Here is a 22,578-nt window from a genome sequence, read left to right as displayed (position 1 = left end):
GAAAATGAATGAATCAAACAACTCTGTTTAATCAAAAGAACTACTGGATAATGGGATTAATCGTTTTACTTTTGTTGTTAATCACCCATCCAGCTGCTGCATCCTCTGCAGGCGGAGGACTTCCCTTCGACTCATGGCTGACTAAAATTCAAAAATCCATTACAGGTCCTTTTGCCTTTAGTGCTGCCATTATTGGATTGGTTGCAGCAGGTGCGACGCTTATTTTTGGCGGTGAATTAAATGGGTTTATGCGGTCTCTTGTCTTTTTTGTGTTGGTGCTCTCATTTTTGGTAGCAGCTCAAAATACCATGACGGCAATTACTGGCAAAGGCGCGGAAATTTCTAAACCATCTGTTGGGGTCAAAGCAACGGAGACTCAGCCATGAGTCTTCGTACCATCCCCATACGTCGATGCGGAAACCGCCCAAGTTTGTTTATGGGCGGAGACCGTGAGCTGGTCATGTTCTCAGGGCTTTTGTCAGCAATCCTAATCTTTGCAGCTCAAGACTGGCTGGCAGCCTTTGCAGGTTGTGTCATATGGTTTCTATCCCTGAAAGGGCTTCGATTAATGGCCAAATCCGACCCTTATATGAGGGCTATCTATTTAAGGCAGAGACGCTACCAAGCCTATTATTCCGCCCGTTCAACTCCTTTCAAAATAAATAAAAGGGGGTATCAATGATTGTATTAATCACCTTTTTAATCAGTACCATAGGGCTTTTACTTTTGAGCTGCCTCTTTTGGGAAATTCGCCTGAAAAGCCGTAAATACCATTTAAAAAAGCATCGCCATAATTCAGGAGGCACTGCTGATTTACTCAATTATGCATCAGTGGTCGATGATGGCGTGATTATCGGTAAAAACGGCTCATTTATGGCGGCATGGCAATACCTGGGCGAAGATAATGCCAATACCACGGATGAAGCTCGTGAGATGGTCTCGTTTCGAATCAATCAGGCAATGTCCTCCATGGGCAATGGTTGGATGGTTCATGTAGATGCTATAAGACGAGCTGCTCCAGGTTATAGTGAGCGCGCTTATTCTCATTTTCCAGATCCGATTTCCTTTGCAGTTGATGAGGAAAGAAGAAGACTTTTTGAAAGCATGGAAACCCTATATGAAGGGTATTTTGTGATTACGTTGACCTGGTATCCGCCAGTGATTGCCCAAAAGCGTTTTGTGGAATTGATGTTTGATGACGAAGGATTGAATCTCAGCCAAAAGACAAAGACGCATCAAATGATAGAGGAATTCAAACAAGCCTGCAGAAACTTTGAATCGCGACTGAGCTCAGCACTTCGACTTGAGCGACTAAATGCTGAAAAACATGTTGATGAACACAACAATATAGTGACTCAGGATAACTTTTTAAGATACGTGCACTATTGTGTCACCGGATTTAACCATCCGGTCAATCTGCCGAAAAATCCAATTTACCTTGATGCGTTAATCGGTGGTCAGGAATTAATACTGGGCATTACGCCCAAAATTGGCCGGAAATTTATTCAATGTGTGGCGATTGAAGGTTTTCCAATGGAGTCCTACCCTGGAATTCTAACAGCCCTAACTCAATTGCCAGTTGAATATCGTTGGAGTTCTCGATTTATTTTTATGGATCCTCATGAAGCGGTGGCGCATTTCACCAAATACCGTAAAAAGTGGAAACAAAAAGTCAGGGGATTTTTCGACCAGGTTTTTAACACCCATTCAGGTGTGATTGATGAAGACGCGCTCAATATGGTGAATGACGCACAATCAGCTATTGCTGAAACCAATTCAGGTATGGTGGGTCAAGGTTATTACACCTCCGTTGTCATTTTGATGGATGAAAACCGTGATTTAGTCGAAAAAGCGGCTCTTTTGATTGAAAAGAACATCAATGTCTTGGGATTTACTGCAAGAACAGAAACCATTAATACCATGGATGCCTTTATGGGCAGTCTTCCAGGACATGGTGTTGAAAATATAAGACGGCCTTTAATCAACACCATGAATTTGGCTGATTTGATACCGACCTCTAGCATTTGGACCGGCGAAAACAAATCCCCTTGCCCACTGTTTCCACCATTATCTCCTCCATTAATGCATTGCGTCACCACCGGCAACACACCCTTTCGCCTAAATCTTCATGTAAGAGACTTAGGCCACGGTATTATGTTTGGCCCTACACGCTCAGGTAAATCAACTCATCTTGGTTTAATCGCATTATCCTGGCGCCGCTACAAAGATGCACGGATTTATTCATTTGATAAAGGGATGTCCATGTATCCCACGTGTAAGGCCAGTGGCGGCGAGCATTACATTATTGCGGATAAAAACTCGCACCTCTCATTTGCACCCTTACAGTTTTTATCGACCAAAGCAGATAGAGCTTGGGCAATGGAGTGGATTGATACGATTCTTGCCTTAAATGGGTTACATACCACTCCTGCCCAACGCAATGAAATTGGTCATGCCATTATGAGCATGCATCAGAGTGGTTCTAGAACAGTATCTGAATTGGTTATGACCATTCAAGATGAACCCATTCGTGAAACGCTGAAGCAGTACACGATCGATGGATTGATGGGGCATTTATTGGATGCCGAAACCGATGGTCTAGGACTGTCCTCATTTATGACTTTTGAAATTGAGCATCTTATGGGGCTGGGTGAGAAATTTGCTTTGCCCGTATTGCTGTATCTGTTTCGACGCATTGAAACATCACTGGATGGCAGGCCAACCCTGATTTTACTGGATGAAGCATGGCTGATGTTGGCACATCCGGTGTTTAAAAACAAAATTGCTGAATGGCTTGATTCCATGGCTAAGAAAAACTGCGTGGTGTTTATGGCAACACAGCATTTATCGCATGCCGCAAATTCTGGAATTTTAGACATCATTGTTGAATCAACCGCCACAAAAATCTTTTTACCTAATCTGTATGCACGAGATCCTGAAACACGCCTGATCTATGAACGCATGGGGTTAAACCCACGCCAGATTGACATCATTGCCTCAGCTCAACCCAAGCGTGATTACTACTACGTAAGTAGCAAAGGACAGCGCCTTTATCAATTGGCTTTAGGTCCAATGGCGTTGGCCTTTGTGGGTGCCACAGATCCTGACTCCATCGAGCGAATGAAACAGCTTGAGGCGCAACATGGCGCTGAGTGGGTTTCATATTGGCTTTTAGAAAAAGGAATTACGATGAATCAATTTGGAGAAGCAGCATGAACCAAATAAAACAAAAGTTAAGGCTTAAAAATAAAAAAAACAACTTAACAGATAATCCTTATCTCAATGCCAAAAGAGCCTGGAATTTTCATACAGCAGGTCTTATGAAATCATTACAGATATGGCAATTGGTAAGTCTAGGTAGTCTTTTAATCACGTTGGCTGCTCTTGGCGGACTCATAACGATTGGAAGTCAGTCCAAATTTATCCCCCTGGTATTTCAGCAGGATGCCAGCGGCAATACGTTGTCAGTCACTCGTGCAGACCGTGTTGGTGAGGCAGTCATCGATGATTACCGAGCGGCTGCAGCCCATTTCATTGAAAACATCCGGATGGTCAGTGTCGATGTCGCGCTGCAAAAAAAGGCTGTATTTCAGGTTTATTCCTATTTGAACCAAAACGATGCGGCATTGACCAAAGTTCAAGAATTTTACAGTGACAAACAACACTCCAATCCTTTTGACCGTGCAGCTCATGAACTCGTCAGTATTGAGATTCGCTCAGTCCTGCAAGAGTCTTCTGATACCTGGCAGGTTGATTGGGTCGAGACCGTAAGAAACCGTGACGGAACCCTCAAAGAAAAGCCCGCCCGGATGAAAGCTATTGTAACAATGTATCAGGACAATGAACTTAATGATGTATCCAATGAATCGATTTTAAAAAACCCTCATCTGATTTATGTCCGCGATTTCAACTGGTCTTATGATCTTCAGCATGGAGAAAATGCATGAAAAAAATAATTCTTTCCTTTGGATTGATGCTCCCTTTGACAAGCTTTGCTGTGGACAACACAGAACTTGCTAATTTCTATTTTTCCAAAACCATTCCAGCACTCACGAATCAGGAAAAGCAGGCTTTAAGCATTGCTGAAGAATGGCAGAAAGGGGATAAAACCAGCAAACCGTTCCATTCCTCAGATGGTTCGGTCAGTTTTGTTTATGGTTCGGGCCAAACCAGAGTGGTATGTGCGCCATTACAGGTTTGCGACATTGCGTTACAGCCAGGGGAACAACTTAACGATATGAATGTCGGCGACCCGCGTTTTCTCGTTGAGCCTTCCATTACCGGTTCAGGCATGGATCAACAAATCCATCTGTTAATTAAACCCAAAGATGTTGGACTGGATACTTCTTTAGTCGTTACTACAGACAGAAGGACCTATCATTTCAGGCTGAAGTCCGATCAAAACGATTTTATGCCCTATGTCTCCTTTACTTATCCAGAGGATGCAAAAGCTAAATGGCGATTGATTCAGCACATGCAAGCAGAACGCCGAAAAGCCAATACATTTACTGAAACCAATGAATATCTAGGCGATCTGAATTTCAATTACAGGATACAGGGCAACTCCCGGTTTAAACCGGTTCGGGTTTATAACAATGGCGTAAAAACCATTATTGAAATGCCGGGAAGCATGTCTGAACGCGAAGCCCCTGCCCTGCTGGTCATAAGAAATGGTGGTTTGTTTAAAAAACCAGAATCAGTGATGGTCAATTATCGCCTGCAAGGCTGCCGATATATTGTTGATAGTGTCTTCGACAAGGCAATACTGATTATCGGAAGTGGCTCTTCTCAAGAAAAAATTACCATTACGAGGTGCTAGAGATGAAGAATTTATGTGTTTTATTTTTGGTAATTTTTTTGTCGAACTGCGCAAGCATGCAATATGGAAATTTTACAGTTGCCTCTCAGAGCAAAGATATTTATTTGGCTAAAGATGCTGCATCACAGCTCACTCAGGTTTATCCACCGGCTCAAAATACATTTTATATCAGTCAAAAAGTCAGTGATGGCTTTGGCATTAATTTGATTCATGAAATGCGAAACAAAGGTTATGGGGTAATTGAAAATGTCCAACCAAAACAAAAAGCAAATTTTTTCTATGTAGTTGATGAAATTAAGCCTGGATATATCTATCGAGTCAGTCTTTATGTTGGCTCGCAAACATTCAGCAGAATCTATGTCAAAACTAAAGAAAAAATCGCTCCTGCTAGCCTCTGGTCACACAAGGAGTAATACTGATGAACCCAAATTATGATTTATTATCAAAGGACCACTCACCACAAAAGCTTAAAACAGCGGGAGTAAAGCGTGTAAATAACTTACCCTTAATAATCGCAGTTGGTGTATTGACCGTTTTTGTTGTGCTCATTGTCTTTGTTGCCCATAAGAGAGCCAATGTACAAAACCAAGCCCCAGAGGTTATAAAAGTCACGGGACAGAAGAAAAATAACATGAGTTTGGCCAATGAAGTCGTTGGAAATCACAAAAACGGTGTGATGCCTGCGTCTAATGAGACACTCATCATCAATCATGAGCCAGTAGTTGAGTTACCTGTGAATCAAAACTTCCCTCAAAAACAAGAGATGGATAGTCAAAATGCATCGGACACAGAGCTGGAGCGAATTCGTCAAGAAAAAGCCCAGGCATTTGAAGAGGCAGTCAAAGCAAAAACATCAATTATGGTTGATAATCCTCGCCTGAATAGCAAGGAAAGTATCAATACACACAGAGCAAATTCTGTTGCACCATTCGATGTCGCTGGCGACAGCTCCTTAAAAGAGCAACTTCAACTGTTTGAGGGGCGACAAAATGCCAGACCTATGCCGCAAATTCTGGGTGGTGAGGAAAATGAAATGCGCTGGCATTTAAATTCACGACTTGAAAATCCCAACAGTCGATATGAGTTAAGAACTGGAAGCGTCATTCCCGGAGTGATGATCAGTGGTATTTCTTCTGAACTGCCCGGGCAAATCATCGGTCAAGTCTCCCAGAACGTTTATGATACAGCGACCGGTAAGTATCTTTTAATCCCACAAGGTACAAAGATTTTTGGCCTTTATTCCAGTGAGGTAAGCTTTGGTCAGAATTCGGTACTGGTAGCTTGGCAACGTCTTATTTTTCCAGATGGAAAAGCTTTGGATATTGGTTCCATGCCAGGAGCTGATAGTGCAGGTTTCGCAGGCTTTCGTGATAAAGCTAACAATCATTACTTACGAATTTATGGTTCAGCCCTCTTGATGTCCGGTATCGTTGGGGGAATCAGTTACAGTCAAAATAGTAATCAGTCCAATCAGTATGGATTTAGCCCCCCTACAGCGGGCAGTGTATTAAGCCAGGCATTAGGTCAACAGCTGGGCGAAGTAACGTCACAACTGGTGGCAAAAAATCTTAATGTAGCACCGACTCTAAACATTCGTCCGGGTTATCGATTCAACATCATTGTCGTAAAAGATTTAACTTTTAGAAAGCCCTACCGGCAGTTCAGATAACAAAAAAGAGGAACTGTGATGAAACTTAGAATCCTGTTTGTTTATTTATGGACATTTAATGCCTTCTCCAATATGCCCGTGTTTGATTTACCCAATTACGTACAAAATGGAAAAATGCTACTGAATCAGATTAAAGAGTATAAAACTCAGGTTGATCAATACAACAACCAGATTCAGCAATATCAAAACATGCTGGATAACACCAAATCACTCACATCGTTTCAGTGGGACAATGCCAATGGGGTAATAGATAATCTGCTTGAATCGACCGATACGATTGATTATTACAAACAGGAAGCAGGTAGCCTTCAGAATTACCTGGATAGGTATCAAAGTCAGGAATATTATCAAAAAACCCCCTGCTTTAATGGCAGTAACCAGTGTAGTCCCGAAGAAATCCAGAAAATAAGGCAAAGTAAATTATCCGCTTCAGTGGCTCAAAAACGTGCTAACGATGCCATGCTCAAAGGAATTGATAAACAGCAGCAAAGCTTAAAGGAAGACTCTGTGAAACTGCGCACCTTGCAATCTCAGGCTCAAACTGCCCAAGGACAAAAACAAGCGCTCCAGGCTGCCTCGCAACTGGCAAGTCAACAATCCCATCAACTGCTTCAAATAAGAGGACTTTTATTAGCACAACAAAGCGCACAAACCACAAAAGATGCAGCAGCCGCGAATAAAGAAGCCATACAAAACGCTGCTGATGAGCGTTTTAGATCGGGCAGCTACCATAAAAGTTCAGGTAAAAAATGGTAACTCATTTATAACAAGAGGAAGACAACAATGAAACGATTAGGATTATCCATAGCACTTTTAGCATTTCTGCTTACAGGCTGTGACAGCGCTGAAACGAAAGCAAGAAAAAAGGCAGAGCATCTCGCATCGTTAACCTGCGACAGCTCCAAAGAAGGCAGGACAGCCGATGAGCTGCAGGCCATAGCGGATGCTTGTTTTAAAGGCGGAAGTTATTCCAAAAGTTCAGGTATAAAGTGGTAATCCTATGAAAAAAAAGACAATCACTTATTTAATCGTATTCCTTTTAATTGGGTTTTCCGTGTCCGCCTATGCACAAGGCAGCATGGACAGCAGGGATTTGCTGGATAATATTCTGTATCGTTTTTCCAGCACAGCCTCTACATGGAGCCAAACCCTATTAAGTTATGCTCGATACCTCTTCTGGTCTCTGGCATTAATCAGCATGGTATGGACCTATGGGCTTATGTCATTACGAAGAGCTGATATTCAGGAATTTATGGCTGAAACGGTTCGATTTTTAGTGGTTGTCGGTTTTTTCTATTGGATTTTGGATAATGGACCTGCCATTGCCAGTGCAATCATCGATTCCATGCGACAACTCGCGGCTCAAGCTTCCGGAATTGATACGCACATTTCCCCCTCTGACATTATTGACGTAGGTTTTGATATTGTCTCAAAAGCAATTGATAACTCCTCCCTCTGGTCCCCTGCAGCAACCACGGTGGGATTAATCGTTGCTGGGGTGATTCTGGTCGTTTTGGCACTGGTCAGTATTAACATGCTGATTATTCTGATTACTGCCTGGATTTTAACCTACGGCGGCATCATTTTATTAGGCTTTGGTGGCGGACGCTGGACTTGCGATATCGCGATTCAATACTACAAAACGGTGCTTGGTATTGCATTACAGGCATTTGCCATGATTTTGATTATTGGTATCGGTAAGTCTTTTGTCGACCAATATTATGCCGCTATGGCAAAAGACATTCTGTTAAAGGAAATGTTTGTGATGCTCGTTGTCGCCATTCTTTTGCTGATATTGATTAATAAAATCCCTCCTGTTCTTGCCAATATTGTATCTGGTGGTGGCGGCGGAGGCAGCGGTGGTATTGGACTGGGTGGCGCTTTAGGTGCTGCCAGCATTGCCGGTGCCGCTTTGGCAAGCAGCGCCGGAGCTGTCAGTGCTCAAAGTGCAGGAGGATTATCAGCGCTTCATGCGGCATTCAAAGCAGCATCACAAAGTATGGGGATTGGTGATTTAGGTTCTGTTTCAGATGGGAACACACCTTCTAAAACTGGCAGTTTGACCCAAGCTATGGGACAGGCTTCCAAATTCGCCGGCTCGTTCGGGTCGCATTTGGCATCAGGGGCATTTGATGTGGCTCTTGAAAAGGCAAGTGCTGTAAAGGAGGCGATCGCGGCAACTGTGGCCGAAACTACCGGTGGGAAAATTGCCGATGCAATTCATCAACGGGTGGAATCACAAAACGATTTATCACTATCGGAACACAAGGATTGTGCATTTCAAAATATTACCTCTATAGGTGTCCCAGAAGGAAGTTTTAGTTCTGGAGAAAATGACGATGAAGTCAGCCATTTTGTCAATCGCAAAGCTTCCGGAGACAGCCTATGAATCTGAATAAGCCTAATAAATCTATTGGCCCACAGGTAAGGCAAAAACAGGATAAAAAGAAAACCATACGAATCATTGGAATGATTATTCTGGGTTTTTTAATCAGTCTGGAAATTGGCACACAATATGTGGCTTATAAGTTTCATTATCACAATAGTTTAGGCTTTTCATTGGCGCATGTTTATCTACCCTGGAATCTGTTCTGGTGGAACATGAATTATCATCATTACCATCCCGAATATTTTAATGCCGCCTTGGGCATGGTGGTGATGAGTAGCTGCCTTTTTTTGATGATGCTGTTGTTCGCGAGTCGCCATTTTAAAAAAGAAAACATCAGCGAATACCTTCACGGCTCAGCCAGATGGGCGAATAAAAATGATTTGAACAATGCTGGTTTGCTTGACCAGGAGGAAGGTGTGTATGTTGGGGCGATTGAAGATACGCAGGGAGAAATTCATTATTTGCGCCATAATGGACCGGAGCATGTTTTAACCTATGCGCCAACGCGCTCAGGCAAAGGTGTTGGCCTTGTAATCCCTACCCTTTTATCGTGGAAACACTCCTGTGTCATTACCGATTTAAAAGGTGAACTTTGGGCATGTACTTCCGGCTGGAGACAAAAGCACGCCAACAATAAAGTGATTCGCTTTGAACCGGCAACATTAAATGGCTCAGCCCGTTGGAATCCCCTTGATGAAATCAGAGTGGGTACGGAATCAGAGGTGGGTGACGTACAAAATTTGGCAACGCTTGTAGTTGATCCTGATGGCAAAGGGTTAGAAACGCACTGGCAGAAAACATCGCAAGCCCTTTTGGTTGGTTTTATTCTGCATGCCATTTATAAATTGAACACCCAGGGGGAACCGGCTACATTTCCCAACATTGACCGTATGCTGGTTGATCCCAATATTAATATTGCCGACCTACTCATTGAAATGACCCAATACCCCCATATCGAGGGCAAAACCCACCCTGTTATTTCTGCCTCCGCCCGTGACATGATAGACCGCCCCGAAGAAGAGGCTGGTTCTGTGTTATCCACCTTAAAATCTTATCTGGCGTTATACCGCGATCCAGTGGTAGCACATAATGTCTCGGCTTCTGATTTTTGCATTCGCGATTTGATGAACCATGAAAGTCCTGTGAGCCTCTATATCGTGACTCAACCCAATGATAAGGCAAGACTTCAACCTCTGGTTCGGGTCATGATTAATATGATAGTGAGGCTATTGGCTGACAAAATGGAGTTTGAGCGTGTATCAGATGATAAAGGCTTATCCTATGTCAGAACGAAAAAAACGTATAAACATCGATTGCTTTGCATGATTGATGAATTTCCAAGCCTTGGAAAACTCGATATTCTGCAAGAGTCATTAGCCTTTGTTGCAGGTTATGGTTTAAAGTTTTACTTAATTTGTCAGGACATCAATCAGCTTAAAAGCCGTGAACGAGGTTATGGTCCTGATGAAACCATCACCTCTAATTGCCATATTCAAAATGCTTATCCTCCCAACCGGGTTGAAACAGCAGAGCATCTTTCCAAGCTGACCGGCCAGACGACCATTGTTAAAGAACACATCACCACCAGCGGTAAACGCTTTTCGACGTTCTTGAATCAAATATCAAAAACGGTTCAGGAAATATCAAGACCCCTTTTAACTGTAGATGAATGCCTGCGTATGCCAGGACCTAAAAAGGATGCCAATGGCTTGATTGTAGAAGCTGGGGATATGGTGGTTTATGCGGCAGGATTTCCTGCGATTTATGGAAAACAGCCGCTATATTTTAAAGATCCGGTCTTCATGGCAAGAGCCTCTGTGGAGGCACCATTGCACTCAGATATTTTACGTACCCGTTTAAGTGACGAGGAGCGGATCAAGTTATGAAAAAACTGTCCATCCTCATCGCTATTGTACTAATCAGCCTTATTGCTGCAGGCGTACTGCTCCATGCCATAGGATTTAGGATAAACCGGACTGAATCCATTCCTATAGGCTTATATCGCATCACCAGTGCAGCCCCTATCAAAAATGCCTATGTGATTTTTTGTCCTGATGACAGGGAAGCATTTAGGTTAGCACGCAATAGAGGCTATATAGACCAGGGCCTTAATTGTGGCGGATATGGTTATTTAATGAAAAAAGTGGTGGCTGTATCTGGTGATATCCTCTCGGTGACCAATGAAGGGGTTTTTGTGAATCACATGCTAATCCCCTATTCAAAACCAAAATTACAAGATGGCATGAACCGCGCATTACCTCAATTACAGATAACGAATTACTCACTTCAAAATGATGAAGTCATGACAATGACCAGCCAAAGCGAATGGTCATTTGATAGTCGATATTATGGCCTTGTTCACACAAGGCAAATCAAGGGAATGCTTACACCCATATGGGTAATTAATAAACGGGAGAACACCACATGAATCATGAAACTGAGTTAATGGATGTGATTGCAGAACAATTCGAGGATTTAGAAATCCCTGGATTTCTTCTTGAAGTCAGTCCGGTAGAAGCGGATATCATGGGAGCATTTGTAGAAGATGCACTCAATGAAGAGGATGCGATGGAGGCCATGTATGACTAAGATGCCTTACCATCAAGTCGTTGCCAATCAAATTATTGAAAGCCTGAAAACAGGAACCGCGCCCTGGTTAAAACCATGGGAGCCAGGCACAGGCACTGGTCAAATTCCATACAATCCAGTAACCGGGAAGCGTTATCGAGGAATCAATGCTTTGTATTTGATGGTGAATCAAAGTGATGACAATCGTTGGTTAACCTACAAACAAGCACAAAGTATGGACGCACAAGTTCGCAAGGAAGAAAAAGGCACCACAATCCAATATTGGAAATTTCATGAAGAACAAATCAAACATGATGATACCGGTAAACCTGTGCTTGATGAACAGGGTAATCCATTAAAAGTGCAGGTGAATCTTGAACGACCGAAAGTGTTTTATGCAACGGTATTTCATGCCTCGCAAATTGATAATATGCCAGACCTTGTTACAAAAGAGCCAGACTGGTCCTTAATAGAAAGAGCAGAAAAACTGCTACATAACTCAGGTGCTAAAATTATTCATTCCGAAGCCGACAGAGCTTTTTACAGGCTATCGACGGATAGCATCCATCTTCCACCGAAAGAGCAATTTAAATCCGCAGCAAACTATTACGCCACTGCCCTACATGAACTGGGACATTGGAGCGGCCATACTTCAAGACTCGATAGAGATTTAGGCCATCCGTTTGGTTCAGATGCCTATGCCAAAGAAGAATTGAGAGCAGAAATTGCAAGCATGCTTTTAGGTGCCGAACTGGGTATCGGTCATGACCCATCTCAACACACTGCTTATATCAAATCATGGATTCGGGTTTTGGAAGATGAACCTTTAGAAATCTTCAGGGCATCTGCAGATGCAGAGAAAATAGTGAATCACCTGTGTGCTTTGGAGCAAACCCAAAACATTCAACTGGCAGAACTTATTGAAATCAAGGATGATAAACTAAAAGAGAAAGCTCTTATGGCATCTGAAAACACCACCTCGGAAAAGGTCTGGTTAAGCATCCCCTTCAAACAAAAAGAACTTGCCAAATCCACAATAGGAAAACTTCCTGATGGAACACCAGGAATTGCCTGGGATAAAGTCCAAAAATGTTGGTATGCAAACCCTGGTGTTCCTGTTGAGAAGATCAAAGCCTGGCTTCCTGAATATCAAGCACAATCTCAGGATAAAGCGCTCATTCCTGCAGATGAATTTAAAGCCGCATTGGTAAGCCTTGGTGCTATTGTTTCAGGCGAGCATCCAATTATGGATGGCAAACCGCATCGTATCCCCACGGAGGGTGATAAAAACGGTGAAAAGGCAGGATTTTATGTAGCCCATTTAGATGGTATACCAGCAGGATACATTAAAAACAACCGAACTGGCACTGAGCTTAACTGGAAATCTAAGGGTTACATTTTAACTGATGAACAGAAAGCAACGCTAAAAGCGGAAGCACTTGAGCATCAACAAACTCGTCAACGTGAGCTTGAAGCCAAACAAAAAAGTACTGCATTAAGGCTCAAGCAAAAAATATCCATGATGGCAGAAGTTGTGGAACCCACGCCTTATATGCAATCTAAAGGTATTCAGGTTCATTCTGGGGTGTATACTGATGAAGAAAAAAAACTCACCTGTATTCCGGCAATGGATTGTGAATGGACCCTTTGGACTGTGCAGTACATTGCCGAAGATGGAACTAAGCGGTTTGCTAAAGACTCAAAAAAGGAGGGCTGCTTTCATGTTCTGGGTGGCATGGACAAACTTTCTGATGTACCAGTTATTGTCATTGCTGAAGGTTATGCAACCGCAGCAACGATAAAAGAAGCATGCGAGCTGCCTGCCGTCGTTTCAGCCTTTGATTCAGGGAATCTTAAAGCAGTAGCTAAAGCATTGCATGAAAAATATCCACGTACTCCAGTTGTCCTGGCAGCTGATGATGATAAGCATCTAGAGTTATCGAAAGGTATCAACCCCGGTAAAGAAAAGGCAAGCGAGGCTGCGGATGCTGTTAATGGCTTTATTGTTCTACCAATTTTTGCACCAGGTGAGCAGTCATCAAACCCTAAGCAATTCAGTGATTTTAATGACTTGGCAAATCATAGCAAGTTAGGTTTTGATGGTGTTAAACGTCAGATCAAACCAAAGATTGAAAAAATTGCCAAACGCTATAATCGTCTGCGATTATCAAGGAACAGTAATGTAATTCATATTTCCTAGGCTCAACATGATTGGTAAAGCTTCAATCCGTCAGATTAGGTTTAAAGCTTTACCTTTTATTACAATACACCATTTACTTTCTACGGCTTTTACTTTTCTCATTTATTCCAAAAACTTTCCATCGCACATGGTTATCAGGTTGGAGTCTTTGCTGCTCCAGCTGATCATGTGCATTATCCTGCAATAGCACTTGACCTCCTCCGGTGAGCTGAACCAGATCGCATTTGGACAAGTTTCGCAAGCTGTTGTGATCTTTGGCTGGCGAGCCTTGTCTAATGCTGAAAGCGTTGGACTTTGTGTCTCGGATTTTTCTATTTTCATTGGCTGTTCCAATAGTCTCATGGCTTCCAGGAGCTCTTCTTCGATGGTTTTGTCTGCTTGATCTTGATTGTTCATGAGATTTTTCCTGTTCTAAATTTAGTTTTTGACGTTGATTTTCCAAATCCAAATCAGCAAAAGTGATTGGCATTTGATATTGAATAACAATTTGCAAGATAATCTTTTTAAATAGTGGAGAGCCGTTTACACAAATACAATCACCATAGCGCTGCCTTGCCATTTCCAAGGCTCTTTTAAGCACAGGGATAGAACCACCTTTAGAAATGATAATTTCTTTTCCATTGTCTCTGATAACAGCGTTATCCTTTTTATAAATCTCAGTACCTTCTTTAGTAACAGAGTCGATTTGTCCAAAATTAAAAGAAGAAAAAACTGAGTCTGTGCCCGATATAGTGTAATTACTGTTGTTTTTTCGATTGCGATAACGCATTGCCATTAAAGCATTCTGGTCACCACTTTGCGCTTTGTTTTGCAGCCAATCAGCCCAGGTCTTATTTTGATAGTTTTCCATTAAACTGTGTCGAGCATGCGTATAATTTTTCCTGATGTTCTCAATGTCGTGCAGGAGAGTTTTGCTAATTTGCTGATAAAGAAACTTTTTGCTCATCTGTGAAAGGTTCATTAACTTTAAAGCGGTTCGTTTTATTCGTCCTCGTTTTTTGGCCTTATCAATCAATTTGGCTTTAGCTTCGCACAAGTATTTTAGTTTTGCTGAACGTACATTTTGGCTTTGTGCTTTTTCATGCTGGTACTGGACATAGAGTTCACTACTGATAAACGTTTTGTTTAGTGGTTCATACCGATAAACATTGGATGATGATAGATTTGTTATTGAAAGCAATGGTTCAAATTCACCAAGCTTTGATTCAAGACGCTGTTTTGAAAAATTTCTGGATACAGAACTCGCTTTGACTTTAAGGCCATCCTCATCACAAAAAATAAAGCCATTATCCCTGATTTGTATTCTCATATGGTGTTTCGCTAAAACCTTATGTAAGTCGCTCCAATTTTGAGACGCTTCGATTTGCTCTTTACAATTGCGCTTCATCCAGTTAATCAAGCTCTCAATTCCCGAATGGTGCTCCATATCGTCAGCAAGGTTTTCCGAACGGCTTTTACGGGTTTGATGATTGGTTATTTGAAGACCTAATTCAATTTCGAGCTTGGATGCAATCTCGGCAAAAGTTTTATATGCTCTGTAGGGTTCAATCATATTAAAGGTTTGGGGATGAATTTTATTAATCGCAACATGAATATGAAAATTGTCTGTGTCATGATGAACAACAGAGATTCTTTGGTGTTCTTTAAATCCAATCGACGATGCCACTTTGTCTTCAATTTCTTGTAAAGCTTGAGGTGAAGGGTTTTCTCCTGGAGCGAAAGAAATGAGCATATGGTAGGTTTTATCACCCATCGCTCTCTGATTCTTGGCTTGTGTTGCCAAAACCTCCTGAACAGCCCAAATGGGATCGAGACTATTGCAATTTGTTAGTCTGACTTTGCCCACACGCTCTTCTTTGTTTTGTTTATTACACAGGTATTGGATAAGCCCTGAAAAACTGCTAAGTCTTGTTTTCTTCATAGGTATATGGCAAATAATCATAGTTTTTTCACCACTTCAAACATTGCATCCTGTGTGGTTTGAATACGACTTAACAATGTTTTTATTGTTTGGAGATCAAAGTGCGCAACACGTTTATCTTGAGTCAGCCATAATTTTAACAGTCCGCCAAGCCGTCCTAAGTCTCCATTGATTTTGGCCAGCTGTAGTATGTAATCCTTATCAACACTACTTTGAATTTGATAACCGAGGCTAATCCGTCTTAAGTATTCAGCAATTGAAAGGCCAGCAGTGGCCGCATTCGACTTAATTTGAATTTCTTCGGAAGGCAAAACAGGTACGCGAAGATGACGACTATTTTTTCTGGTAGGGGTTTTAAGTTTCTCGTCCATAAGGATGCCGACCTCTTAACTAAGTGGTTATGCAATCCTTTGAGTATCAATTTGATCTCAAAACACAGTTTTTTCGTTGAGCACCGAAGGTGCGAATAAGACTCGTGAGGTTTGGTAGCCAGCTTGCTGGTTAGCTAACTTCACCTATCTTGCCCTGCGTTTTAAGTTCATTAAATGGGATACTATCAGGTAATTTTATGTAATTTCAAGGTTTTTTTTTGAAAATCCCTATAATTACGTATAATTACCAATTATTACGATAAATTGCATATATGTCTGTTTAAGAAGAAGTTTAATTACGCCAACAGGAAAGAAAATAACATAATCTATTGCACAGAAACGCAATATTTCATACCATCAGAGAGAACAACAATAATTGACGGTATGACATGGGAAGCTCCCTCAGCGAACGAATCGCAGCAAAGCAGATGGAAAGAAAAGTCTCTGATAAATCTGTCAACAAAGCCGCTTTTCTTGCGCTAAAAAAAGATATAGCTTCAGCGCTAACTGATGGCTGGTCCATAAAGCTTGTCTGGGAAACCTTAGTTGAAGAAGGCAAAATCTCATTTTCATATAAAACATTTTGTGGCTATGTAGCACGTTTGATTGCTGCAGAAAAAAAGCCGTCTATTCAGGAGAACACCAAGGAAGATGAACAGGCTAAAAGTAAAGCAAAAAACGAAATTCGCGGTTTTACTTTTAATCCAAAACCCAACCTGGAGGAACTCTTGTAATGGCAAAAATTCATATAACACTGCAAGGCAAAGGCGGTGTCGGCAAATCATTTATTTCAGCAACAACGGCACAATACAAACACCACAAAGGCCAACCCCCTCTGTGCATTGACACCGACCCCATCAATTCAACCTTTCATGGCTTTAAAGCTTTAAATGTCGACCATATTCAAGTCATGAGCGGCGATGAAATCAACCCTAGGCTATTCGATACTCTCATCGAAAAAATTGCCTCAACGACTAATGATGTAGTCATTGACAACGGTGCCAGTTCTTTTGTACCGCTATCTCATTACCTCATCAGCAATCAAGTTCCAGCTTTGTTAAAGGAATTAGGTCATGAAATGGTGATTCATACTGTTATCACCGGCGGCCAGGCCTTGTTCGATACCATTAATGGCTTTGCTCAGCTGATTAACCAGTTTGCAAATGAAGCACAGTTTGTCGTCTGGCTCAATCCATATTGGGGAGTGATAGAACATGAAGGTAAAACGTTTGAACAACTGAAAGCCTACCGAGATAATAAAGACAGAATATCAGCCTTAATTCAAATCCCTGATCTAAAAAAAGAAACCTATGGCCGGGATCTTACTGAGATGTTGCAACAAAAGTTGACCTTTGATGAAGTACTGGGAACACCAGAGAAAAGCATTATGACTCGTCAACGATTAAAAATCGTTCGTGATCAACTGTTTGGCCAATTAGACAACGCCAAGGTGATCTAATGACTGATAAATTTGATGCAGCTATTCAAGAGATCGCCATTAAGCATGGGGTGGTTGTAAGCAAAGATGACCCAATTCTCATCCTGCAGACCATGAACAATAGATTAATTGAAGAAACACGACAGGCACAAGCGGATATGTTGGCGCATTTCAGAGAGGAAATGGAGGGTATTTCCTCTCAATGGAAGGATGATGCCAAGGAAAAGGCGGAAAAGGTACTCAATGCAGCATTAGTTGGAAGTAAAGAAGCTATGACTAACTTGTTGCAAGTAGCCACAAAGGAATATACATTAGCAATTAAAAAAGTAATTTCTGATTCAATAGCAGAAGCCCGTAATACAGCAAAGCAAACAAAGAAATATAGTCTGTTGACTTTATTTGGATTAATGTTGGTTATATCTTGTATATATTTAGTTCTGTTTTTAATTTAGTACTGAATTTGATTTATATCTGGAGAGACTCAACATATTAATTAATTTTAATTTATTCCTGATGGCTTTGCTGTAGTTGTAAACGGGGTAATTGAACTATCATCTTTTTTTATCTCATCCTGACTTGCAGTAAGATCGGGAGCCTTATGCGACATTGCTCTAAAGTTTTGCATTCTTTCACGTGCTTCTAATAATTTTTTCTCTGATGGTTGCAACAACTCGCTATGCTCATCTTTAGTGTATGGCTTATTAGCACAAACAAATGGAAGTGCCTGGTCAGTTATAACATGAATTGTTGATAATTCATTATGTCCACTTGGTAGTGATATAAATTCGACATTATGTCCGTTCCTTTGCAATTCCTCAAAGAATCTCTGGTTGGCCTCAAGTCGAGTTTCGGCTGTGACACTATATTTGGCTTGGTTATCAGGTGTTTGTCTTAGGGTTTCTAATTGGCCAATAGACATGAAAATATTCAAGCCATGTTTTCTGTTAGACTCTTTTAATTGTGTCCCCAGTGATTTAATACTAGTATTGAATGCACCAGAAAGACAGATAACGTTGCCTATATTCTCTGGATGCGCGAGACCAGCTTCCGCAGCAAAATGTCCTCCTAAGCTGAATCCTGTTAAAATGGTATCCTCTGCTTTATTACTTAAATGAAGAGTAGGATCTTGTCTTAATCGTTCAATAGTTGGGGCAATTACAGCGGCATAAAACTCTTCACTATGATCCAAGAACTCATATTGACGATGGTCAGTATCATCTTTTGATATCCCTTCCACTAAATTAACGGGGTGATATTTAACTGAACCTTCCCTTACATTTCCAACAAAAGCAATTACAGTATCTCTTAGCATAGGATTTTTTTTCTGTTGGCGGTCTAAATGAGGTTTCATTAACGTTGTATATGTTCCACCATCAGTGATCACCATTAATTTATATGCCTCTGTTTTTTTTGGATTGAAATCTGGTGGGGTGTATACCCATAATTTTCTTTCACCGAAGCCTTGCTCTTTTGCATCGATATATTGGGTTTGAAGTGAACCTCGCTGATCACTTATTTCTCCTTTATACCATGTTTGCTCCGGATTAGCGTTTGGAAGCACTAATACTGAAGAATTTCGTTTATCAAGAAATGTTTCGCCATTATCTAAATTACAAAGTGGCAAATGGAATGTTTTTTTATTTAGCTGGTCTTGCATATCATGCTTAATACCATCATAACCAGTAACCGTAATACCATAGGGAATAATTACATTATCGGGTATGTTTTCAAGTTTGAACATATAAATGTTTGTACCTGGAATTTTTTCAAATGTCTTTATTTTCCCATCAAGATCAAGTTTTTGCTCATTCAAATCATTACAATCCAGCTCCACTTTAACTTCGTCTTTAGAACGATACAAAAATGTTACCATGTAATTCCCGGAGTGATTTTTTTCAATAATTGGTGTGCCAGTACCTTGCTCAATTTTTTCCCAGAAGTCTTTTAGTATTTCCTCTCTTTTGTCTATCTCTATCTGAGCCATCTTTATTTGAAGATCCAGAAGTGACACATTATTTCCAGAAAGATCGGATGGAATCTTTGCACTGTCAGATTCTCCTGGTTTATACATATTTACCTTCTTTGCCAATGAACTGTATTAAATTATAGCAAATTAGCCAGGTATTAAATAGAAGCATCCCGATAGATTATATTGTGTCTGGCCCTTGGGGGTCGTGTGGAAGAACCACCAAAAGTGTTAATTCTGAATGAAGCCGGCTACCAAGCTGTAATTTAAGCCAAAGATGGAAGTTTAACGTTGGGCTTACGTAATGTGAATTAATTAATCCAGAAGATAACCGTATCAAAAGCCATCATTCAATGTAAATTTTTTGCAAAATAAGTTGAATTAGAAAAAAAATAAGCATCTTTTTTGTATAATCTCCGGACAGAGTAATATAAATTTAACTCTATGCTAAGAGAGCTTACACTGTATTGATTGTCCCCCTATTAAAGAGGTTTACCATGCATGTTGTTTTGTTATTAGGATCATCAACCGCAGGAAAATCATCCCTGTGCAGAGAATTGGTTACAACACATGGGTGGAAATCTTCGAGCATTGATGAAATGGTGGATAAAATTGTTAATATGAGTCCAAGTAATCGAAAGTTATTCATGTTTGAGAAACTTGATGCAGCTGGTGTTATACAAAACCTTCAAACATTAATGACTGAAGAGGAAATGTTAACATTATGTAGTACCGGGGTGCTTACTCTATCCAAAGGCAATCATCTAATTACAGCCCAAGGATTCCCTAATCCCTTGCTTCCTAACCTCGAAGACGTCCTAAAAAAGGCGGGATTTATAGAAAGTGAAATATCTAAACTGGCTAAAGAGTTACGTTTTGTTACCAAAATCGATGATCCTACGGTGATGCTTTATGATGAGGTGTTCGATAAGAGCCATTCTGGGCAATCCATTGTTATTGATCTAGTGCCAAACCCAGATGAAAGTGCCAAAGAATGTTTAAAGTATTTTCAAAAGCGTGCACAGCAATATAATGAAGAAAACCCAAGCGAAACATTAACCACTTCTATAGTTTTTGCTTATTGTCCTGTGCAGAAATTAAGTGAGCGTATTCAAGAGAGAAATCGTAAAGCGGACATCGATAATCCTATGGATAAACGGATAGGATTATTTCCATTTCATCAGTTAGCAACGTTAGTCACGGCAGATAAATTATTTGATGATTCTTCTAAGCATGTTCTCTCAAGAAATGAATTGTTTTATATGGTCAATAAACATGCCAATACAGACAAAAATGGTGACTCCTTATTTTTAGAAAACCCTGTTGATCTTGACGCACTACCACAAAGTTACCAAGAGGAAGTTCAGATAGTAACCACCTCAGATCGTGTGGTCAAACTGCAGATTAACGATGATTCGCTGGAATTATCCTCCGATGATTTACCACGCATAGGCTCTAAAAAAACTATTGAGGAGTATAGTAAGCTAGCAAATAAGTTTGGTTTTTTTGAAAATCAAGAACGTGCTTCGCTTAATATTTCAGAGGGCATAGACTTTGATGCTGTTATTAATACAGCAAAAGGAAATCCTGCAACACTGGCCAACGAATTTTTAGAGAAATTGGAAAAAAGTAAAATATCCTCTGAACGTGTTTCAACACTATAACGGATCTTGGTTAGGAACCCAAAAAAATGCTCACCACACTAAATTTCAGAAATAAATATATTTACTCGCATCTGCCACAATTTATAGGATGCCCATTTTTATTTTCCAGCAATTGATTTAATGCCCATCGTCACGCCATCCATAAGCAAACTTAATAAAAAGTTCCCACTAATGCATACTTTTTACCATTCAAGCCAGATTTAAATTCTGATAGTTGCTTATATCTTTTATCTGAAAGAATACCACCCAAATCAAACGAAATTTCTCCCCGTAGCTTTGCTTCATTGATTGCATACCATAATAGAAAATTGTGTGCGTTAAATTTTCTACCTATCTCACCATTCCACCCCAACAAATAACTACATGATTTACCATGAGTTACAATGATTATCCCTGAGACAGGGACGTCTTTATATTTTGCAATTAAAATATGAATGCTACCACTGCCAATCATTTGTTCATAAAGAACCTCTATTAACTCTCGGGCAACCCCAATAATTTTTTTTTGTATTTTAAATTTTTCATACTGATCGAGCAGCCAATCTAAATCAGCACGCTGAGTTGTTTTTTTTAACTCCAAATGTTTCATTGATCTTTTTAATGAATTTCTCCAATTAGCCTTCATATTTTGAAGTAATTTTTCTTCATTTTGTAATAAATTTACCTTGCTCGACTCCCAGCGTGATTTAGTGGCGAGTCGAAAACCCATAGAGCAAAGTGAATCATAATATACTGTTTGAAATGGTAATTCTGGTTTAATCAACAACAACTGAGCTTTCCAAAAATTCCATCGAGCACGTATTTTTATTAAGATTGGAATTGCATGATTCACTTGATAGCTATCATCTAAAAATAATGGGCCTCGCTCAAGCCTAATATACCTTAAGAAAAAATATCTTTTTTTAAAGATCTGAAAAAAACCTATAATTGTTTCATTGTAGTAAATTAAATATCGTTCAATTCCCCAACCTATTTTGCTCAAAGCCTCGGCATAATCCCAGGATTGCTCCAAATTTGCGTTTTCAATGGATAACATTAATTTATCCCACTCCTCCTTCGATAAATTGTTTTTTTTAAACTGGTAAATGGGGGCATGAGAATTAGAGAAAAATTTATTGCAACCATTTAAAAATGAACATAAATTCTTATTGCGCTGGCTGACTGGCTGACTGGCTGACTGGCTGACTGGCTGACTGGCTGACTGGCTGAGCTTTAGTCGCTTTATAAGCTATGTCAATAATAAAGTGGACTATTCTATCAAGAATCATAAAATTTCCTTGTCCTTCTGCTATATCAAAAATATTACAAACCATTCTAATTTAGATTTCTCTTTTCAAAAGAGCCTGCAATACTATAATGAAGCCCTCTAAAACATCCTGACGCGTATGTTCTATTTTATTATCACTATACCTTTTTTATTAGTTATCTTAAAACTTCTATTAACTAACATACTTGTTCCCTATTTCAAGAAAAAAGAGTTAAAAAAACAGTTAATTCAGAGGTCAGATTGGTCAAGTATAGAAAAAAAGACTAGCATTTTGGAGGCTCTTTACAAAAAAGCCCATGCAAAGTC

Annotated in this window: 23 protein-coding genes; 18 read left to right on the top strand and 5 right to left on the bottom strand. The window is 40.3% G+C overall.

Features of this window, described 5'->3' with window-relative positions; all coding sequences use genetic code 11:
- Positions 1 to 8: 8 nt before the first annotated feature.
- The 14 genes from ACF8MK_RS06025 to ACF8MK_RS05960 are packed head-to-tail and all read left to right on the top strand — an operon-like array spanning position 9 to position 13,645.
- Positions 9 to 386 carry a TrbC/VirB2 family protein gene (locus tag ACF8MK_RS06025; RefSeq protein ID WP_392538570.1) on the top strand — a complete coding sequence of 126 codons (378 nt, stop codon included), beginning with the start codon at positions 9 to 11 and terminating at the stop codon, positions 384 to 386.
- Complete coding sequence (locus ACF8MK_RS06020; protein WP_101898900.1) at positions 383 to 682, top strand: conjugal transfer protein TrbD; 300 nt, start codon at positions 383 to 385, stop codon at positions 680 to 682. Before ACF8MK_RS06025 ends, ACF8MK_RS06020 begins: the two co-directional genes overlap by 4 nt.
- Positions 679 to 3,216, top strand: coding sequence for a conjugal transfer protein TrbE (locus tag ACF8MK_RS06015; protein ID WP_101898901.1), 2,538 nt, complete (start codon positions 679 to 681; stop codon positions 3,214 to 3,216). The genes ACF8MK_RS06020 and ACF8MK_RS06015 overlap by 4 nt, the downstream gene beginning before the upstream one ends.
- Positions 3,213 to 3,947, top strand: a complete 735-nt coding sequence (locus ACF8MK_RS06010) for a conjugal transfer protein TrbF (RefSeq protein ID WP_101898902.1) — start codon at positions 3,213 to 3,215, stop codon at positions 3,945 to 3,947. The genes ACF8MK_RS06015 and ACF8MK_RS06010 overlap by 4 nt, the downstream gene beginning before the upstream one ends.
- A complete protein-coding gene (gene trbG / locus ACF8MK_RS06005; protein WP_101898903.1) occupies positions 3,944 to 4,819 on the top strand; it encodes a P-type conjugative transfer protein TrbG in 876 nt (291 codons plus the stop codon). Before ACF8MK_RS06010 ends, trbG begins: the two co-directional genes overlap by 4 nt.
- A gap of 2 nt (positions 4,820 to 4,821) precedes the next feature.
- Complete coding sequence (locus ACF8MK_RS06000) at positions 4,822 to 5,232, top strand: conjugal transfer protein TrbH (RefSeq protein ID WP_392538569.1); 411 nt, start codon at positions 4,822 to 4,824, stop codon at positions 5,230 to 5,232.
- 5 nt (positions 5,233 to 5,237) lie between these two features.
- Positions 5,238 to 6,488 carry a TrbI/VirB10 family protein gene (locus tag ACF8MK_RS05995; RefSeq protein WP_392538568.1) on the top strand — a complete coding sequence of 417 codons (1,251 nt, stop codon included), beginning with the start codon at positions 5,238 to 5,240 and terminating at the stop codon, positions 6,486 to 6,488.
- A gap of 18 nt (positions 6,489 to 6,506) precedes the next feature.
- The gene (trbJ, locus tag ACF8MK_RS05990) at positions 6,507 to 7,244 is read left to right on the top strand and encodes a P-type conjugative transfer protein TrbJ (RefSeq protein WP_101898906.1); all 738 of its coding nucleotides are present in this window, start codon (positions 6,507 to 6,509) and stop codon (positions 7,242 to 7,244) included.
- A 27-nt stretch (positions 7,245 to 7,271) separates the two neighbouring features.
- Entirely contained in the window at positions 7,272 to 7,484 is a 213-nt protein-coding gene (locus ACF8MK_RS05985) for a hypothetical protein (protein ID WP_101898907.1), read from the top strand.
- A 4-nt stretch (positions 7,485 to 7,488) separates the two neighbouring features.
- Positions 7,489 to 8,877 (top strand): P-type conjugative transfer protein TrbL, encoded by a 1,389-nt coding sequence (gene trbL, locus ACF8MK_RS05980; protein ID WP_101898908.1) that lies wholly within the window; start codon positions 7,489 to 7,491, stop codon positions 8,875 to 8,877.
- Positions 8,874 to 10,763 carry a type IV secretory system conjugative DNA transfer family protein gene (locus tag ACF8MK_RS05975; RefSeq protein ID WP_101898909.1) on the top strand — a complete coding sequence of 630 codons (1,890 nt, stop codon included), beginning with the start codon at positions 8,874 to 8,876 and terminating at the stop codon, positions 10,761 to 10,763. The genes trbL and ACF8MK_RS05975 overlap by 4 nt, the downstream gene beginning before the upstream one ends.
- Positions 10,760 to 11,305 carry a conjugative transfer signal peptidase TraF gene (gene traF / locus ACF8MK_RS05970; protein WP_392538567.1) on the top strand — a complete coding sequence of 182 codons (546 nt, stop codon included), beginning with the start codon at positions 10,760 to 10,762 and terminating at the stop codon, positions 11,303 to 11,305. The genes ACF8MK_RS05975 and traF overlap by 4 nt, the downstream gene beginning before the upstream one ends.
- Positions 11,302 to 11,466: a hypothetical protein gene (locus ACF8MK_RS05965; protein ID WP_165397106.1), complete on the top strand. Its 165-nt coding sequence runs from the start codon at positions 11,302 to 11,304 to the stop codon at positions 11,464 to 11,466. The genes traF and ACF8MK_RS05965 overlap by 4 nt, the downstream gene beginning before the upstream one ends.
- A complete protein-coding gene (locus ACF8MK_RS05960) occupies positions 11,459 to 13,645 on the top strand; it encodes a zincin-like metallopeptidase domain-containing protein (protein ID WP_392538566.1) in 2,187 nt (728 codons plus the stop codon). Before ACF8MK_RS05965 ends, ACF8MK_RS05960 begins: the two co-directional genes overlap by 8 nt.
- A 73-nt stretch (positions 13,646 to 13,718) precedes the next feature.
- On the opposite strand, the gene traI is transcribed toward ACF8MK_RS05960, so the two are convergent.
- Positions 13,719 to 15,587 carry a TraI/MobA(P) family conjugative relaxase gene (gene traI, locus ACF8MK_RS05955; RefSeq protein ID WP_392538565.1) on the bottom strand — a complete coding sequence of 623 codons (1,869 nt, stop codon included), beginning with the start codon at positions 15,585 to 15,587 and terminating at the stop codon, positions 13,719 to 13,721.
- The gene (gene traJ, locus ACF8MK_RS05950; RefSeq protein WP_101898913.1) at positions 15,584 to 15,937 is read right to left on the bottom strand and encodes a conjugal transfer transcriptional regulator TraJ; all 354 of its coding nucleotides are present in this window, start codon (positions 15,935 to 15,937) and stop codon (positions 15,584 to 15,586) included. Before traJ ends, traI begins: the two co-directional genes overlap by 4 nt.
- Positions 15,938 to 16,326: 389 nt before the next feature.
- On the opposite strand from traJ, the gene ACF8MK_RS05945 reads away from it, so the two are divergent.
- From ACF8MK_RS05945 to ACF8MK_RS05935, 3 genes are read left to right on the top strand one after another with little or no spacing between them, the layout of a single operon-like run.
- Positions 16,327 to 16,671: a TraK family protein gene (locus ACF8MK_RS05945; RefSeq protein WP_101898914.1), complete on the top strand. Its 345-nt coding sequence runs from the start codon at positions 16,327 to 16,329 to the stop codon at positions 16,669 to 16,671.
- The gene (locus ACF8MK_RS05940) at positions 16,671 to 17,396 is read left to right on the top strand and encodes an ArsA-related P-loop ATPase (RefSeq protein WP_101898915.1); all 726 of its coding nucleotides are present in this window, start codon (positions 16,671 to 16,673) and stop codon (positions 17,394 to 17,396) included. Before ACF8MK_RS05945 ends, ACF8MK_RS05940 begins: the two co-directional genes overlap by 1 nt.
- On the top strand, positions 17,396 to 17,827 hold the full coding sequence (locus ACF8MK_RS05935; RefSeq protein ID WP_101898916.1) for a conjugal transfer protein TraM: 432 nt from the start codon (positions 17,396 to 17,398) through the stop codon (positions 17,825 to 17,827). The genes ACF8MK_RS05940 and ACF8MK_RS05935 overlap by 1 nt, the downstream gene beginning before the upstream one ends.
- Positions 17,828 to 17,874: 47 nt before the next feature.
- Here ACF8MK_RS05935 and ACF8MK_RS05930 read toward each other — a convergent pair whose 3' ends face one another.
- Positions 17,875 to 19,446 carry an alpha/beta hydrolase-fold protein gene (locus tag ACF8MK_RS05930; protein WP_392538564.1) on the bottom strand — a complete coding sequence of 524 codons (1,572 nt, stop codon included), beginning with the start codon at positions 19,444 to 19,446 and terminating at the stop codon, positions 17,875 to 17,877.
- A gap of 392 nt (positions 19,447 to 19,838) precedes the next feature.
- Here ACF8MK_RS05930 and ACF8MK_RS05925 point away from each other — a divergent pair, with 392 nt between their 5' ends.
- A complete protein-coding gene (locus ACF8MK_RS05925) occupies positions 19,839 to 21,005 on the top strand; it encodes a hypothetical protein (RefSeq protein ID WP_392538563.1) in 1,167 nt (388 codons plus the stop codon).
- A gap of 151 nt (positions 21,006 to 21,156) precedes the next feature.
- Here ACF8MK_RS05925 and ACF8MK_RS05920 read toward each other — a convergent pair whose 3' ends face one another.
- Both ACF8MK_RS05920 and ACF8MK_RS05915 read right to left on the bottom strand, forming a co-directional pair.
- Positions 21,157 to 22,041 (bottom strand): peptidoglycan bridge formation glycyltransferase FemA/FemB family protein, encoded by an 885-nt coding sequence (locus tag ACF8MK_RS05920; protein ID WP_392538562.1) that lies wholly within the window; start codon positions 22,039 to 22,041, stop codon positions 21,157 to 21,159.
- Positions 22,042 to 22,150: 109 nt separating this feature from the next.
- The gene (locus tag ACF8MK_RS05915; RefSeq protein ID WP_392538561.1) at positions 22,151 to 22,273 is read right to left on the bottom strand and encodes a hypothetical protein; all 123 of its coding nucleotides are present in this window, start codon (positions 22,271 to 22,273) and stop codon (positions 22,151 to 22,153) included.
- Positions 22,274 to 22,578 lie beyond the last annotated feature (305 nt).

Origin of the sequence: Legionella sp. 227, assembly GCF_043161935.1 — a bacterium.
GTDB classification, from domain to species: Bacteria; Pseudomonadota; Gammaproteobacteria; order Legionellales; family Legionellaceae; genus Legionella; species Legionella sheltonii.
Note: the sequence above shows the minus strand (reverse complement) of the source record. Positions and strands in the feature narration are given on the sequence as shown.

Excerpts from the sequence above, each read along its gene's own strand:
- ACF8MK_RS06010 (WP_101898902.1), top strand. The coding sequence starts at position 3,213 with ATGAACCAAATAAAACAAAAGTTAAGGCTTAAAAATAAAAAAAACAAC.
- traF (WP_392538567.1), top strand. The coding sequence starts at position 10,760 with ATGAAAAAACTGTCCATCCTCATCGCTATTGTACTAATCAGCCTTATT.
- ACF8MK_RS05995 (WP_392538568.1), top strand. The coding sequence starts at position 5,238 with ATGAACCCAAATTATGATTTATTATCAAAGGACCACTCACCACAAAAG.
- ACF8MK_RS05985 (WP_101898907.1), top strand. The coding sequence starts at position 7,272 with ATGAAACGATTAGGATTATCCATAGCACTTTTAGCATTTCTGCTTACA.
- ACF8MK_RS05945 (WP_101898914.1), top strand. The coding sequence starts at position 16,327 with ATGGGAAGCTCCCTCAGCGAACGAATCGCAGCAAAGCAGATGGAAAGA.
- ACF8MK_RS06025 (WP_392538570.1), top strand. The coding sequence starts at position 9 with ATGAATCAAACAACTCTGTTTAATCAAAAGAACTACTGGATAATGGGA.
- traI (WP_392538565.1), bottom strand. The coding sequence starts at position 15,587 with ATGATTATTTGCCATATACCTATGAAGAAAACAAGACTTAGCAGTTTT.
- traJ (WP_101898913.1), bottom strand. The coding sequence starts at position 15,937 with ATGGACGAGAAACTTAAAACCCCTACCAGAAAAAATAGTCGTCATCTT.
- ACF8MK_RS05915 (WP_392538561.1), bottom strand. The coding sequence starts at position 22,273 with ATGATTCTTGATAGAATAGTCCACTTTATTATTGACATAGCTTATAAA.
- ACF8MK_RS05920 (WP_392538562.1), bottom strand. The coding sequence starts at position 22,041 with ATGTTATCCATTGAAAACGCAAATTTGGAGCAATCCTGGGATTATGCC.
- ACF8MK_RS05975 (WP_101898909.1), top strand. The coding sequence starts at position 8,874 with ATGAATCTGAATAAGCCTAATAAATCTATTGGCCCACAGGTAAGGCAA.
- ACF8MK_RS05940 (WP_101898915.1), top strand. The coding sequence starts at position 16,671 with ATGGCAAAAATTCATATAACACTGCAAGGCAAAGGCGGTGTCGGCAAA.
- ACF8MK_RS06015 (WP_101898901.1), top strand. The coding sequence starts at position 679 with ATGATTGTATTAATCACCTTTTTAATCAGTACCATAGGGCTTTTACTT.
- ACF8MK_RS06000 (WP_392538569.1), top strand. The coding sequence starts at position 4,822 with ATGAAGAATTTATGTGTTTTATTTTTGGTAATTTTTTTGTCGAACTGC.
- ACF8MK_RS05960 (WP_392538566.1), top strand. The coding sequence starts at position 11,459 with ATGACTAAGATGCCTTACCATCAAGTCGTTGCCAATCAAATTATTGAA.
- ACF8MK_RS05935 (WP_101898916.1), top strand. The coding sequence starts at position 17,396 with ATGACTGATAAATTTGATGCAGCTATTCAAGAGATCGCCATTAAGCAT.
- trbL (WP_101898908.1), top strand. The coding sequence starts at position 7,489 with ATGAAAAAAAAGACAATCACTTATTTAATCGTATTCCTTTTAATTGGG.
- ACF8MK_RS05925 (WP_392538563.1), top strand. The coding sequence starts at position 19,839 with ATGCATGTTGTTTTGTTATTAGGATCATCAACCGCAGGAAAATCATCC.
- ACF8MK_RS06020 (WP_101898900.1), top strand. The coding sequence starts at position 383 with ATGAGTCTTCGTACCATCCCCATACGTCGATGCGGAAACCGCCCAAGT.
- trbG (WP_101898903.1), top strand. The coding sequence starts at position 3,944 with ATGAAAAAAATAATTCTTTCCTTTGGATTGATGCTCCCTTTGACAAGC.
- trbJ (WP_101898906.1), top strand. The coding sequence starts at position 6,507 with ATGAAACTTAGAATCCTGTTTGTTTATTTATGGACATTTAATGCCTTC.
- ACF8MK_RS05965 (WP_165397106.1), top strand. The coding sequence starts at position 11,302 with ATGAATCATGAAACTGAGTTAATGGATGTGATTGCAGAACAATTCGAG.
- ACF8MK_RS05930 (WP_392538564.1), bottom strand. The coding sequence starts at position 19,446 with ATGTATAAACCAGGAGAATCTGACAGTGCAAAGATTCCATCCGATCTT.